Below are 14,906 nucleotides of genomic sequence, written 5' to 3'. Positions count from 1 at the left end.
AGGTATGACCGATCTCCACCCTTGAAGGCTAGTTACTCCACGGTAACATCGTCCCCATAAGCATATCCTGTGCCAGAAGGCTTGTATATGTAAATGGTTGCAACTGTGTTAGCTGACCCCGTTGTGAAGGTTACCGTTCCTAGCGAATAAGAAGTACTGGTTATGACGGCGTATTGCTCTGTGCCTCCATAATTCTTTACACCAATGCGCACAGGCTGGCTGCTGTTATCTGTCTTGGCATAGCCCTTCAGCGTATACGTGGTGCTCGGCTGCAGCGTAATAATCTGCTCAGCCGATCCCGGTCCCCCGTTCAAACGCAGGGCATAGCTGCCGCTTCTTGCATTACCGCTTACGACGCCGGCTGTGTTCCAGTTCGTCCAGGGCGATAAGACACCCGCTTCAAAGCCGCCGTTCTTCACGATGCTTGCAGGCGTTCCCTGTATTCCCGGCCCGTTATAAGCGCCCCGGTTCGGCGCACCCGTCTGCGAGACCGCATTGCCCCAGTAATCCTTGCCGCCGTTACTGCTGACCGCCATGCCCGAGCCCAGCGCCGGCGATCCCTGCAGCAGCTTGTACCCGTCCACCGTGCTCCGGTTCACCCCTGTTCCTGGCGCAGCAAGGAGCGGATTAGCCGTCGACTTGTTCGCGTCGGCAGGTTCTCCCACCGTATGAACGCCGTAAATCGTATTGTATTTGAACGTAAAGCTGGCAATGTTGGACAAGCCGTCCCATATGCCTCCCCCATCAAGATGCCAAATGTTGTTGTAGAAGGAAACGGACTTCGTATACCCGTCCCAGGAGCCCGCCACGATCGGCGAGGTCGTGCTTCCAGTCGGCAGATAGATGGTATTGTTGTAAACCAGCGTGTTGGTTGTCGGTCCGGCTAAATGAAAGGTACGCGCATAATCGTTTTGGCTGATATTATAGCGCACGATGCCGCCGTCATTCTTGGCGCCTCCCGGCTGGCAGATCAGCATGAATCCTCCGTCATTGTCATGACTGTAATTGTACTGGACGATCGTCCGCGACTGGCCGTAGTCGATGTCGAAGCCCTGCCCGTCCTGGGTCGTGTTACCGTTAAACGCTTCGTTGTACTGAATGACGGTGTCATCCGCGTTCCAGGCCCATATGCCTGCATTCGCCGTTCCTGACCGCATGTTAAATCCGTTCACGGTGTTGTACTGCAGCACAGCTCCCTGCGTAGCCATCGGCACGATACCATCGCCGCCGACATCGGTTACGTAGTTGTTCTCAATGACTACGTTCGTGCTTGGATACCAGTTATTCGTCCCGGTACAGCCGCTGTCGGTCCGGCACCAATAATCGGAATTGACGTCAATGCCTGTCCGGTCCACGCGCGGCCCCACCGTATTTCCGTCGATCCGCACATCGTTATAATTCGATTTGACGCTACCCGTTTTCGTGCGGATCTTGATGCCTCCACTGCCATTGCCGTCTTTTACGTTGTTGCCGTAAACATCGTGAACGTTATTGCCGATCACATAAATGTGATTCAGCAGACCTGCGCCTTCGTTTACGACATAAATGCCCATCCGGCGCGAACTCGCTCCGTTATCGTTTGTAATCTCCAGGTTTTTGATTTCCCAGTACTGCTGGTTATACAGATAAACGGCGGCCTCCTCGCCGTTACCGTTCAGAAGCGGCGGATTTCCGGCGCCGTAGGCATCCACGACAATCGGCGCCTGTGCGGTCCCGCTCCCTTTCGGCCACAATTTTCCGGTCCAAGAGCCTCCGCGTTTGAATACGATGCTGTCGCCAGGCTGAAACGTCGTTGCGTTCACCTTGTTCAGCGTTTTCCACGCTGCGTTTTGCGAGGTTCCCGCGTTGTTGTCGCTGCCGCCTTGGGAATCCATATAGTACATTGCAGCCGAGGCTGACACGGCAAAGAATGCTGCCCCGCATACCATGGAAAAGGCCGCCAACATCAATCCGCGCATGATCGTCTTCAATTCAATTCCCCCATCCTTTTTGAATTCACGTCAATCCGTCTGAAGCGTGCCATACAATTCCGTCAGCCCAATCTTCGCCCCGGAAGCAAGCCCTTCGAGATAATCCCCGAAGCGCTTATCCTCATACCGCAGCATCACCTCCTCCCGGACTTCGTCAAAGGATAGATATCCCCCTTCGGTTCTTGCATCGCAGTAGAGAATGGCCTTGATTCCGTTCTCTTCCACCATCCCGCTTTCTCCCGGCTGCAAGCGGGCAACGAGTTCATAGAATCCGCTCCGGTACTTGGCCATATCGCGATAATTATCCTCTTTGATGACCTCGACTCCAGTCAAGCCGGGCTTGTATTTTCGCGACTCATAAAGCTTCATGAACGGAATTCCTCCGCCCTGCATCTGCTCCAGCAGAGCCTCTATGCGCCCGTTGGCCTCGTTTCGCTCCCGTTCCCCCGAACCCCCGTTTTTGTTCATAGAGAGCTCCGTTAATTTATAGATCCGGATGATATCGTGTTTTTTGGCAAGCTGATTACGGTTCTCCTCATAATAGGCACGAAGAGCTTTGTCTTCGACGTTCGGCTGCTTCTTCTTCCAAACCATCTTCAGCTGATTCAACGTCCTTGCATGCTTGTAATCATAATATGACTGCAAGGTAAACTGCCGCGGCCCGTAAATGATCTGCTTACTCCGCACAGCTTCGTCTCTGCGCTTGTTTTCCTGCTCCAGCTCCGCGGAAAGCGAAGCATATGCGCCTTTTTCCGATATTCCCTGCCGGATGGCCTCCTGCTCGGCGGTCTTCACTTGGATGAGCGATTCAATCACCTGCTCCTTCAATGACTCGGACAACTTCCCGCCCTTCTCCTCCCGATAGCCACGCGTCTGCTTGGCCAACAGTAAGAACTCTTCCTTGTCTACGGGTTCCGTATTAATATAGGCCACAATGCCCGTACGAGGATTCGCGGCATCATCATTCCGGATGAACATGACGGATAGCACCAAGGCTACACATACAGCGATAAAAATGGCCGATCCAGCAACTTTTCCCTTCAAGTGATCACCGCCCTCCTTTTGGTAGCGCTTTCAAAATAGATTATAATGACCCCTATCTTTGCTTCGTATGATCATTTTTTAGATGCCATATATCGGATCTTTAGTTTTTGGCACATTCAACGCTCAAAAGCCCGCAAGGAGAGTAACAAGCACTCTTCTTACGGGCTTTATTATTAAAGAAGATATTTAAGGGTATCTTATTTTGTAGCGTTTTTCCAGTCAGCTGCGAATTTGTCCATACCTTGATCCGTCAAAGGATGTTTTGCAAGCTGTGCGATAACACTGAATGGTACAGTCGCAATATGCGCACCTGCCATAGCTACGCGGGTAACATGATCCGGATGGCGAACGGATGCAGCAATGATTTGCGAATCCAGGTTATGAATACGGAACAGCTCGGCAATTTTAGCTACCAACAATACGCCGTCTTCCGAAATATCATCCAAGCGGCCCAGGAATGGGGAAACATAAGTTGCTCCTGCACGTGCAGCCAGCAAGGCTTGGTTCACCGTAAAGATCAAAGTAACGTTTGTTTTAACGCCTTTTTTAGTCAGGTAGCGGCATGCTTCAAGACCATCTAACGTCATTGGAAGCTTGATCGTGATATTTTTGTCTCCGCCGTTGATCTTGATCAGCTCATTCGCTTGTGCGATCATCTCTTCTGCTGTTTCAGCATCCGGGGTTACTTCAGCAGATACCGATTCAACCTCAGGAACGGCTTGCAAAATTTCAGCAATACGGTCTTCAAATTTCACGCCTTCTTTGGCAACCAGTGAAGGGTTGGTTGTTACACCGGAAAGTACACCGACTTTGTATGCCTTTTTAATATCATCAAGATTCGCAGTATCGATAAAAAATTTCATGATTCTCTACCTCCATATTTTGTATTTTGTGATTAGTTCTTAATTACAGCATGACCGCCAAACTCGTTGCGGAGCGCCGCAACCACTTTACCAGTGAACGTATCGTTTTCAAGAGAACGATAACGCATCAGCAGAGACAATGCAATAACCGGAGTAGCGGTCTGCAGATCGAGCGCGGTCTCCACGGTCCATTTGCCCTCACCGGAAGACTGCATGATACCCTTGATGTCATCCAGCTTCGCATCCTTGGAGAAGGCCTGCTCGGTCAGCTCCATGAGCCACGAACGGATAACGGAACCGTTATTCCATACGCGAGCGACTTTCTCATAATCATAATCAAAGTCACTTTTTTCAAGCAGCTCGAAGCCCTCGCCGATGGCAGCCATCATGCCGTACTCCACGCCGTTATGGACCATTTTCAGGAAATGTCCGCTGCCGGCTTTACCTGCGTAGAGGTAACCATTTTCAACCGATGTATCTTTAAAAATCGGCTCCACAATATTCCAGGCTTCTTGATCTCCACCGATCATATAGCATGCACCATTACGTGCGCCTTCCATACCGCCGGAAGTACCCACATCGAGGAAGCTCACGCCGATTTCCTTGAGCTTGTTATATCTGGCAATGGATTCTTTATAATGTGAGTTTCCTGCTTCAATTACAATATCGCCTTGCTCGAGAAGCGGCGACACTTCGTCGATAACAGAATCAACAACCGAATGCGGGACCATGATCCAAACGATTCTTGGGGATTCCAAAGCGGCAACGAGCTCTTTCAAGCTTGCAGCACCTTCGGCACCTTTGCCTTTCATGTCTGCAACCGCAGCGGTATTCAAATCAAAAGCAACAACATTATAGTTATGATCCAAAAGATTTTGTCCCAGATTCAAACCCATTTTTCCTAATCCAACTAATCCGACTTTCATTTTATTACCTCCACACCATGCTGTTTTTATCTATTTTTATATTACTTAACCAGTATGATCATAAACCCGTCAGGATTGAGTAACCAATTCCTTCTTGTCAGCCTTTTGGGCAGCCAGTGCTTTATCAAGCCACCACTCGAATCCATCCGCTTTAACCAATTGATCAGAAGCCTCAGGTCCATTCGATCCTGCCGGATAATACGACATAGGGATCAAATCCTGCTCAAATGCATCGAGGATTGGCTGCACATATTCCCAGGAAAGCTCAACTTCATCCCAGTGGGCGAAGAAGGTGGAATCGCCGCGGACAGCATCAAAAATCAGGTTTTCGTAGGCTTCCGGCAATTCCTCTTCATTGGAGAAAAAGTTAATGCGCATTGGCTCAAGCTTCTCGGTGTTGAGCGGATCTTTTTTATTCAACTGAATAAAGATACCTTCATTCGGGTTAATTTCGATGACCAGAAGATTAGGGTCGCTTGTGGTAGTTTGTCCTTTTAAAGGCTCTTTAAATTCAATAACGATCCGCGTAGATTTTTCCGCCATTCTTTTTCCTGTACGAATATAGAAAGGAACTTCACTCCAGAAGTAATTATCAATCCATAAACGGAGAGCGATGAAGGTATCATTTTTTGAGGCTTTTGGAACGTTCGGTTCATCGGTATAGCCTTGCACTGACTTTCCTTGCAATTCTCCCGCAGTGTATTGACCGCGGATAACATTCTTCGCGATGTCCTCCATATGCAGCGGACGCAGGGATTCCATGACATTTTTCTTCTTCATGCGGACTTCGCTCGCATCACTCTTCCGCGGTAGCCGCATACTGATCATCATGAGAAGTTGAAGCATGTGGTTCTGAACCATATCACGGATCGCTCCGGAGTTATCGTAATATCCTGCTCTTTCTTCAACACCGACCGTCTCACTCGCTGTAATTTGAACGTTGGCGATATGATGATTGGACCATAGGGCCTTCAAAATAGGATTCGAGGATTCGAGGATTTCGAGATTCTGCACCATCGATTTGCCGAGGTAATGGTCAATCCGGTAAATTTCGCTTTCATCAAAAGCTTTGCTGAGCTGTTCATTGAGATGCCGTGCCGATTTCAAATCACGTCCGAACGGTTTCTCGATAATCAGCCGCTTCCAGCCATTAGTTGAGCCAAGACCGCTCTCCTTAATGTTCAAAGCGATGACATCAAAAAATTCCGGTCCAACCGAGAGGTAAAACATGCGGTTTTCCGGAATGCCTAGCTCCTGCTCACGGGACTCTACAAGACTCCGCAGCTTCTGATAATCCTCCACATGAGTCGCATCCAGCGCAGAATAACGAATCGATTGCAGGAAAGCCTCTACGACAGCAGGATCGTTTGCCGCTCTTCTTGAAAAAGTCTGCAGCGACTTCGCTACAACCTGTTGAAACTCTGTATGTGACTGCTCTTTTCTTCCCAGAGCAATGATCGAGAATGCTTCAGGCATTTTGTTATCTATATACAGATTGAATAAGGCAGGGTATATTTTTCTCTTCGCTAAATCCCCTGTCCCTCCAAATAAGACAAATGACATATTGTCCACCGTTAACTCCTCCATTCCACCATAAAACATAAGCTGCCGGCAGCAGTTTTCACTGCATATATGGTTACTAAAAATAACCCGATTACTTAACATGGGCAATATTAAACCCATTTTTCCGCCTTGTCAAACATTTTTTGTCCAAATTATGAACAACCCTTTTCCCCCTTAAATGATAGCGTTTCCGTGATATTATGTTGTATAATTGCTTAAATGCCATCATAAATGCATGATATGGACTGCATAGTAACTTGATCATATTTAGTAACCGTGGGAGGAAGGAGTGAGTAAAAATGAATGATGAAAAACACGAAAATCCATTATGTGAAAAAATAGAAATCGCCTATCAGATCACAGGTAAAAAATGGGTCAATCTCATTATCCATACCTTGATGGAGGAACCCAAACGTTTCAGTGAGATTCAGGCCTATATTCCCGATCTTAGTAAGCGCATGCTTAATGAGCGGATCAAGGAATTAGAGGATAGTGGAATTATTATCCGTAACGTCATTACAGAACGCCCCGTTCGTATCGAGTATTCCTTGACCAGAAAAGGGACGGAACTCGGAAGAGCCCTGCGGGCAGTGGAGGAATGGGCTGAGAAATGGTACTAGCCGTTATGCGTTCTTGCTACGCCGTTTTGTTAGCGTTCACAAACCAAATTATGTAACTTTAGTCATATAAAATTCACTTGTTTCTTCTGTTTTTTCATAAAAAGATTCTGCATCTAAAGATGCAGAATCTGTAGCAATCGCCGTATGCTGTTTTTTCAATGAACGAGTCGAAAATTCATCTCTACCAGCCCTCTTAAGCCAGTGTCATCACTTCATATTTGTCCGCCAGCTCCATAAAATGTCCCATACTTGAAATTTCACCGGCTGTCAGCTTCTCGCGAACATCGTAATAGTCCACGCAAGTGGCACAGGCCAGCACGGGCACACCTTTGCCCTCCAGCTCCTTCAGATGCACGGAAGCCAGAGACAATTCCGTCAGTGCAAGCACGCCCCGATTCGCGCAAAAGATGGCCGCAGGCAGCTGCTCGCGCTGCTTCAGCAGTGTGAAAAACGTTTCCAAAATCTGCGCACCCAGCCCCGGATCACCGTTTCCCATACTGTCGGTGGTCAGAAAAATAACTTTATTTTGCATTCCAATCCATCCTTTCCGTCCTTATAATCTCATAATCACTTCCAACGATAGCCCACGTCCGGCTAAAGAGCAACCGCAGGGCCTGCGCTCCCATGATCATCCGGCCCATAGTTATAATTATTTTATTATTTTTTTATATTAATACTGGATGTAATAGAAAATCCAAATATAACACTTGAAATCATAGGAATATGGTCATTTACGAGAATGTATGAAAAAATCGGCTCATTGAAATGAAATAATCCTGAATATGCCCAAATATAACTCATAGAAACGATGAAGGATGGTAGAGTAAGTAACAAAAGTCTAGATATATCAATACGTGAACTCCCTTTAGCTTTAATTAGGCCATTTAAACCCAGCAGAGCTCCAATACCCCCGTAACAAACAATGATTACGACCGTTATATATATCGGACTAAAATTGAAGCTCTCTCTTGCCTGGGCATAATGATTGGCGATTAATTTTGATCCAGTAGTGAGCAGCGCGATAATTAATACCAAATAAATTAAATTACCCATAAAGCTGTTTTGAATTTTTTTCATGTAATTCCCCCCTCTCTTTAATTGGGTGGTTCCTTATTTGTCCAATATGTTTAATTGTTATTATATATATAATGTTTAGGTAATTCTTCAATAAATTATAATAAGCCAATTGTTCAGCAGCCGTTGTACGAAAATAGTATGTCTTTTCCGAAGCTTAGGCTGCATGAGGAGCTTTAGAAACCCTCTAAAATAAGAAGCCGCTGTCCCAAAGGTTCGTCATGGGCAGCGGATTTTTAATATCAAATATTCAATGGGCGGCCCCCTTCAGATTAATGATCACGACACCCAGCATAATAAGCACAAGTCCTGCCGCAGTGGTCATGCTGGCCGCCTCCTTCCAAACAACAATACCGATAATGGCGGTCACCGCCGTTCCGACACCTGACCAGATTGCGTAGGCTGTGCCAATCGGAATATGCTGAAGTGTGATCGAAAGCGCATAAAAGGCGATGCCAAAACCCAGCACGGTCGCCAGACTTGGCAGCCATTTGGAGAATCCCTCCGACGCCTTAAGCATCGAAGTGCCAAACAGTTCAGAAACAATGGCAACAGCCAAAAACAGATAAGCCTTCATCCCCCACTCACCTCTTTGCCAGCGTATGCAATACTTCGCTTATTCATCTTTTTCATATCCATCAGTCCTTTCTCATCTGTCCATTGCCGCTTCCATAGCGTTGCAAGTTCTAATGTTCTTACCCATGCGTCCTCTGCCCAATCAACAACCGAGATGGCATTTCTGGATTATGCTGAAGCCCAAACCGGAGCTGGGGCCGTGACAATACGTGTATATCAGAAGTTTCGCACATAAAAAAACGGACACGAGCCCGTGTCCGTTTTTTTAAACTTCCATTATTTGATTATCGGATAAGACCTGCCTGCAGCAAAAGCCGCTGCAACACGGCCGCTGTCTCGGCCTTTGTAATGCTGTTTTGTGGCTGCAGCTCAGCGTTAGCGCCCTGCATAAGCTTGCTTTGTACCGCAGTGGCAATGGCATCCATGGCCCAGCTGTGGATGGATCCCTTATCAGCAAATCCGGCCAGAACGTCATTAGCATTGCTGACATGGGTGTTCAACCCCGTAAGCTTCATTGCCCTATTTAGAAGAACCATCGCTTCCTCTCGGGTAATCGTGTTATCCGGACGGAACGTGCCGTCTTCATACCCCGTAATCAATCCGAATTCCTTCGCCTGAGTCACTACGCCTGTATACGGGTTAGCAGGACTCATATCCGTATAAGAACTGTTCTTTCCATTGTCGGCAATGCCAAGTGCCCTAATCATAGCTGACGCAAACTCTCCGCGGGTAATGGCCTTCGCTGGTATAAAATGCGTATCGTCAGTACCCTGTATAATCAGCCTCGAAGCCATATCGTTCACGATGTCCTGGGCCCAGCTTCCTTCCAAATCTGTAAAGGTCTTCGGATGGCTGATCAAAGCAAACCAGCCGCTGGTTAAGCTGCTGATTACAGCCGCCTTTTGTCCGCTGCGTTCCGTGATGTAGGTTGGTACCGGATGAATAGAACCATCCTCTTCCACCATGACCCCGGTTGTAATCCGGCCAGCATCCACCTTGTCCGGGATATCGATAATCTGCTGTACATAAGAGCCGAATGATTTAAGCGCAAGCAGCTTACCCTTATAGACCGCATTCACCGTAAACTCCCCGGCCGGCAAAACAACATCAAACCTCTGCTCCTTGGCTTTCATGTCCAAAGGCTCTTCCTCTGCCTTGTCCGCTTTGGAAACACCAAGACGGATCACTAGCTCAGACAGATTTAGTCCCGTTCCATATCCATCCGTCAGCTGAGTTTTAGAAATCGCATCTGCGGGCAATCGAATAATTCCGCTTGGCGTAACAAATTCGAGAATCGCATGCTTATCCTGCAATGCCTGGAGAGCATCACCATTCAGTTCCATGACAAAGCGATCGCCCTTTTGTGTAACCGGAATCGAAACTGTCGGTTGATTTCCGGCAGAGGTTAGTAAAGACTGGATCGCAGCGGTATCGATATGGGCCGTTACCACGGCCAGACCGTTTTCCGTCTTGGCGCCGGTTGTAACCACCTGATCATATGTCTTGTCTCCTACCGTTACTCGAACAGGTACATTCGTACCAATACCTCCGGAGGACGGGGTACCTACAGTTCCGGTTCCGCCTCCACTACCGCCGGATGATCCGCCGCCATTTCCAGCCATGCCGCCACTACCTCCTGACCCACTGTCGCCCGGATTACCGGTGTCTTTTTTAATCCAGTGTGCATAAAGCGTGACGTTACCGTCCTTCATCTGGAATTTGTTACCCTCAAGATAGTTCGTACCTTTGCCATCCGCCCGGGTATTCCAGCCTGTAAAGGAATATCCATCCATGCTGAGCTCACCCCGATTACCCAGTACGGTGACTTCAGCGTTTGCTTCATAGGTTAACGGATCGACCGGAACGTTTCCCTGAAGGCTGCCGTTGCTGTCATAGGTTACGCTAAATTTCTGCACCGGCTCGGTTCCACCGCAAAGCGGACGTGTTCCAAAGCAAATTGCCTGACCCGTCATGACACTGGAATTGTTCTGCGAATACAGCACGTAGTTGGCTGAATGATTATCCCCCTGATCCTGGATACCGATTGTTGCCGATGCTCCATTATCGTAATAGCCCCCACCGACTCCGTCCATTTCGATCTGTGGATACTGAAAGCGGATATTACCGCTTTTCTCATACAAAATAGCTTGAAACGTGACAGGCGCATCCACGCCCATATAATACATATTGTTCCATTGGATAATAAATTTCTGGTCACCCGGTTGACCCACTATTTGGGTATAAATACCCGAGCTTTCGTCCCCGTTGTTGATCTCCATATTTCCCAAATAAGGATGAAGCGCCGGAGGGGAATCAAAATCCGGATATTCGTCCATGTACATCGTGTCATAGTCACGGTCGCTAAAATACAATGCGCCCATGGGACTAACGGTGATTTGATGATAGATGTTGTTGTAGAAACGGAAGCTAAAAGGCAATTCAACCTTGGCTACGTCTCGGTCGCCGCTGCTTGTTCTCGTGACTGGAGCAGCCGTTCCGTCAGAAAAAGCATCCAAGTCCTCATACTCTACTTGATCATTGTATGTATATGGATACAGTGTCCCTGCCTGCACATCAAAATAAGTATAGACCCTATTTTCTTCCCCCTCTTTGACCACTTGGGTCTCTCTTGGTGACCGGTTGCTGTTATCAGGCTTGACCACCAAGCTGCCAAACGGATGTCCATCCACTTCAGCAGAGATGGTATATGGGCCAGACCCCGTCGTATTCATGGCAAAATGCAGAGACTGATCGGAGCTGTCGTAGGATAATTCATCATTTCCGAAGCTGACCGTTGTTTCCTCCCCGGCATCAGGTGTCAACGTAAGACTCATGCGGGATGCCAGCTCAGGTGAGACTGGAACACTCCCTTTGACGGTTGATACCATGCTCCACTCATAATCCACTGTATCGACGGTTGATTGGTCATCCTTTCGGAGGGTCGATACGCGGAAGGTTACGGGATGGGGCTTATCCAGGTCGAAATAAGGAACCCATGTTGCTGGATCAATAGCAAGCAAAAAAGGCTCGCTTGGATTATCAGGACTGACTTCCTCATGCATCTGATCTTCCCCGTAATACGACTCTACTTTCAGTTCATATTCTTCATTTCCGTATTCTGAGTCCATGACAGCAAAAACGTAAGGATTACCCTCCAACGGCTTCACGGAAATTTCCGCCATCGCCAGCAGCGGAAACGCCTGCTGAACACCGAGAAGCAGCGAGGCGGCCAAAGCCGCTTTTTTGAAACGTCTCATTCCTTGATCTCTCCCTTACCACAATGAAATAAAGCCGCAGCTGTATTTTCTTTTGACAGCAATCTGAGCTTTCCCGGCGATTCCGGGCACCCTTATCATATCGATGCAAAATGGCATGAACAATTAACAAAAGTTAATTTTCGACAATTTTCATCCGCAATTTTCCGCATAAACAGACCAAGAAAAGAATCCGCTGCCTTCATTTCGTCAAAAATGGGTTTCAGGAAAGAAAAGGCTGTATAGAAATGAAGATTACGGGGCGGAACAAGTGGTATACTGATTGCTGGTGATTGAACCGGGTACGAAAGCTTCATCAGCCATTTTTTCACTTTGTGCCATGCCTGTGCGGATCCATGGTGAAAAAATGCGCATGCTGTGCTACAATACTGGAATTGCACCGGCAAATAGATCAGGGAGGTTTATATACAAGCCATGCTCATTATTGGTATCGCCGGCGGGACAGGCTCCGGCAAAACGACAGTAGCCCGCTCCGTCATTGACCGTCTTGGTACGGGTAAAGTTACTTTTATATCCCAGGACAACTACTATAAAGATCACAAACATCTCACGCTGGAGGAACGGGCACTGATTAATTACGATCATCCCTTCGCCTTCGATAATGAGCTGCTGATCGAGCATCTTGCCCAGCTTCGGGCAGGAGAAGCAGCATACGCACCGGTATATGACTTCACGGTCCATGCCCGTTCCACAACTGAAACGCTGGAACTGAGACCCAACAATATTATTATTATCGAGGGACTGCATGTCCTGTCCGACGAAAATCTTCGCGGAATGCTGGATATCAAGGTGTTTGTCGACACAGACCCCGATGTTCGCATTTTACGCCGTGTCGTGCGAGATATCGAGGAACGCGGCCGTTCCATTCAATCGGTAAACCAGCAGTATCTGACCACGGTAAAGCCGATGCATGAGGCCTTTATTGAGCCTTCCAAAAAATACGCCGACCTGATCATACCCGAAGGCGGGGAGAACGAAGTCGGTATACAGCTCCTGTCCATCTTGACGGAGAAATTCCTGTCAGGTGACCGGGATTGGTCTGATTACTAAGCCCTGATTACTAAGCCCTGTTTGCATCACGCAGCCAGCGGATACGTATAGGCATACAGCAGCCCCCGGTGCATTCATGCGCCGGGGGCTGCTTTTAATACGGTCTGACCTATATTCAATATTCCGCATTGGAATAGGATTGAAGAGTCTTGTATTCACCGTCCTCTTCCCCCATCTTTTCGAGCAGCACACGCTGCGACGGGTATGCCAGCCGAATTCCTTCTTCCTCCAGCACCTCAAGCACCATCAAATTCACTTCCTGCCGCGTCTTTAGGTACTCCGCCCACACGGTCGTTTTGGTAAAAAAGTAGAACATGATGCCGAGACTGCTCTCCTGAAACTCCGTAAACTTGACCATAATCGTCGCCGGATCCATTTTTTCATCTTCCCTTAGCATCCGTTCCAGACGCTCCGTAGCTGCTGCCAGCCGCAGACGGTCTGAATCAAGCGCCACGTTCAGGGTGAAATTGATCCTGCGCTTGCCCATCCGGCTCCAGTTCGTAATCGGCTGACCTGAAAGTGTGGCATTAGGCACCGTGACCAAGGCGTCCGCAAAGGTGCGGATTTTTGTGCTCCGGAAGGTGATATCATCCACGAATCCTTCTACGCTCGGCGTGAGTATCCAGTCTCCTTTGGAAAATGGCTTCTCCAGGATGATGACGATCCCCCCGATGATATTGCCGAGCGTGTCCTTGGCCGCCAGCGCGAGCGCCAAACTGCCCAGCCCCATACCTGCAACCACACCGTTGATGCTGAACCCCCACTCGGATGCGACCAAAGTGATGATCAGTACAAATACAACAAACCGCAGCACCTTGGATAAGAACGGAATCAGCATGCTGGAATCATCGAGCCGGATCTTCTTGCTGATTTCCTCCAGCAAAAAGGAGGATTGATTGGATAAAACCAACAGCCCCCATCCAACCAGGATAATCACCGCACTCCGGAACCACCGGTCCAGCATGATTGCAGTGAGCCAGAGCGGCGGCAAAAGATAGTTCAAGCCCAGATACACGCCAAGCAGCACAATAAACAGCCGCAGCGGCTTCTCAAAGGCCTGCCTCCACATCAGCGTCTGCTCGCCCGCTTTAAACTTTTTGTTAATAAACGCGAAAACATATGTAACCAACAGCCGGTTTATGATGAAAAAAACGAACATAATACCGAAGGCGATCAACATGTCCATCCACCGGATCTGGTGGTAAACATCCCCTGCCCATTCCCAAATTTTCATGGTGACACCCCCAAAATTTGAAGTCATCATTGTAACATTGATCAACCCTTGCTGTCTAAGCACATGGACAACCGAGGCGATGTCCATTCTATGCCGCCAAGACAAAAAAAAGAACATCCAATCGGATGCCCCAGGTCGAATCGAGCTTGGTATGCGTGGCGATCTCGCTGATTTTCATGTCCGTGGTCACGAGCAGCTGTTTACAGTGGCTCATTTTGACCGGAGTCAAGTAATGGATGTAATTGGAGCCAGTCATCTGCCTGAAAGCCTTGCTCAGCTGGGACGCGCTCACATCGGCTTCCATGGCGAACGTTTTCAGCGACGGATCGCTCATGTAATTATCGTTGATTCTTCGGATGATCTGATGATAGCTCTTATCCAGCACCTCGATATACAGCTTGATGATGCTGGCATGGAACCATCCGATGCAGGTCTGCGAGTCCCGTAATGCTTTCAGCTGCAGGCCCTGCAGCTTCTCAACCAGCTCATATTCCATCAGATGGGCCGCCTGCCCGGATAAGAGCTGATTGATCGGCGCTTCCCGAATCTTCGGGATGGACTGGTTCAGGCTGCTCAGCAGCGTTTCGCTCACGGAGCGGTACAGGCGCCATTTTCCCTTGATATATTTGAGCACGTTATTCTCCTTCCTCGTCCAGCCTTTGCCTTCTTGGAACAAATTCACCATGCGGTGGATCGGCCGGTACATGGGAT

At 48.3% G+C, this 14,906-nt stretch carries 13 protein-coding genes; 2 read left to right on the top strand and 11 right to left on the bottom strand.

The genetic code is table 11. The annotated features are described in order from the left end of the window. Positions 1-32 precede the first annotated feature (32 nt). The 5 genes from E6W40_RS22210 to zwf form a co-directional block, all read right to left on the bottom strand. Positions 33-1,970, bottom strand: a complete 1,938-nt coding sequence (locus tag E6W40_RS22210) for a carbohydrate binding domain-containing protein (protein ID WP_168929009.1) — start codon at positions 1,968-1,970, stop codon at positions 33-35. Positions 1,971-2,000: 30 nt separating this feature from the next. Continuing rightward, positions 2,001-3,014, bottom strand: coding sequence for a peptidylprolyl isomerase (locus E6W40_RS22205; RefSeq protein ID WP_136607744.1), 1,014 nt, complete (start codon positions 3,012-3,014; stop codon positions 2,001-2,003). Between the two features lie 197 nt (positions 3,015-3,211). Beyond that, entirely contained in the window at positions 3,212-3,877 is a 666-nt protein-coding gene (gene fsa, locus E6W40_RS22200) for a fructose-6-phosphate aldolase (RefSeq protein ID WP_136607743.1), read from the bottom strand. A gap of 32 nt (positions 3,878-3,909) precedes the next feature. Beyond that, entirely contained in the window at positions 3,910-4,803 is an 894-nt protein-coding gene (gnd, locus tag E6W40_RS22195) for a phosphogluconate dehydrogenase (NAD(+)-dependent, decarboxylating) (protein WP_136607742.1), read from the bottom strand. A 69-nt stretch (positions 4,804-4,872) separates the two neighbouring features. Beyond that, complete coding sequence (gene zwf, locus E6W40_RS22190) at positions 4,873-6,375, bottom strand: glucose-6-phosphate dehydrogenase (RefSeq protein ID WP_136607741.1); 1,503 nt, start codon at positions 6,373-6,375, stop codon at positions 4,873-4,875. Between the two features lie 290 nt (positions 6,376-6,665). Between zwf and E6W40_RS22185 the strand changes: the two genes are divergently transcribed. Further along, positions 6,666-6,986, top strand: a complete 321-nt coding sequence (locus E6W40_RS22185) for a winged helix-turn-helix transcriptional regulator (RefSeq protein ID WP_136607740.1) — start codon at positions 6,666-6,668, stop codon at positions 6,984-6,986. Between the two features lie 193 nt (positions 6,987-7,179). Here E6W40_RS22185 and E6W40_RS22180 read toward each other — a convergent pair whose 3' ends face one another. From E6W40_RS22180 to E6W40_RS22165, 4 genes are all read right to left on the bottom strand, one after another. Beyond that, positions 7,180-7,518, bottom strand: coding sequence for a transcriptional regulator (locus E6W40_RS22180; RefSeq protein WP_136607739.1), 339 nt, complete (start codon positions 7,516-7,518; stop codon positions 7,180-7,182). A gap of 125 nt (positions 7,519-7,643) precedes the next feature. After that, positions 7,644-8,063: a hypothetical protein gene (locus E6W40_RS22175; protein WP_136607738.1), complete on the bottom strand. Its 420-nt coding sequence runs from the start codon at positions 8,061-8,063 to the stop codon at positions 7,644-7,646. A 247-nt stretch (positions 8,064-8,310) separates the two neighbouring features. After that, the gene (locus E6W40_RS22170; protein ID WP_136607737.1) at positions 8,311-8,637 is read right to left on the bottom strand and encodes a DMT family transporter; all 327 of its coding nucleotides are present in this window, start codon (positions 8,635-8,637) and stop codon (positions 8,311-8,313) included. Positions 8,638-8,920: 283 nt separating this feature from the next. Then, entirely contained in the window at positions 8,921-11,893 is a 2,973-nt protein-coding gene (locus tag E6W40_RS22165; RefSeq protein ID WP_136607736.1) for an S-layer homology domain-containing protein, read from the bottom strand. 432 nt (positions 11,894-12,325) lie between these two features. Between E6W40_RS22165 and udk the strand changes: the two genes are divergently transcribed. Further along, the gene (gene udk / locus E6W40_RS22160) at positions 12,326-12,961 is read left to right on the top strand and encodes a uridine kinase (protein WP_136607735.1); all 636 of its coding nucleotides are present in this window, start codon (positions 12,326-12,328) and stop codon (positions 12,959-12,961) included. Between the two features lie 115 nt (positions 12,962-13,076). Here udk and E6W40_RS22155 read toward each other — a convergent pair whose 3' ends face one another. Both E6W40_RS22155 and E6W40_RS22150 read right to left on the bottom strand, forming a co-directional pair. Next, positions 13,077-14,195, bottom strand: coding sequence for a mechanosensitive ion channel family protein (locus tag E6W40_RS22155; RefSeq protein ID WP_168929008.1), 1,119 nt, complete (start codon positions 14,193-14,195; stop codon positions 13,077-13,079). Between the two features lie 88 nt (positions 14,196-14,283). Beyond that, complete coding sequence (locus E6W40_RS22150) at positions 14,284-14,901, bottom strand: helix-turn-helix transcriptional regulator (RefSeq protein ID WP_136607734.1); 618 nt, start codon at positions 14,899-14,901, stop codon at positions 14,284-14,286. Positions 14,902-14,906 lie beyond the last annotated feature (5 nt).

The organism is Paenibacillus dokdonensis, from assembly GCF_004916975.1.
Taxonomy (GTDB): domain Bacteria; phylum Bacillota; class Bacilli; order Paenibacillales; family Paenibacillaceae; genus Paenibacillus_AQ; species Paenibacillus_AQ dokdonensis.
The sequence above is the reverse complement of the archived record's forward strand: the minus strand, read 5'-3'. Positions and strand labels throughout refer to the sequence as shown.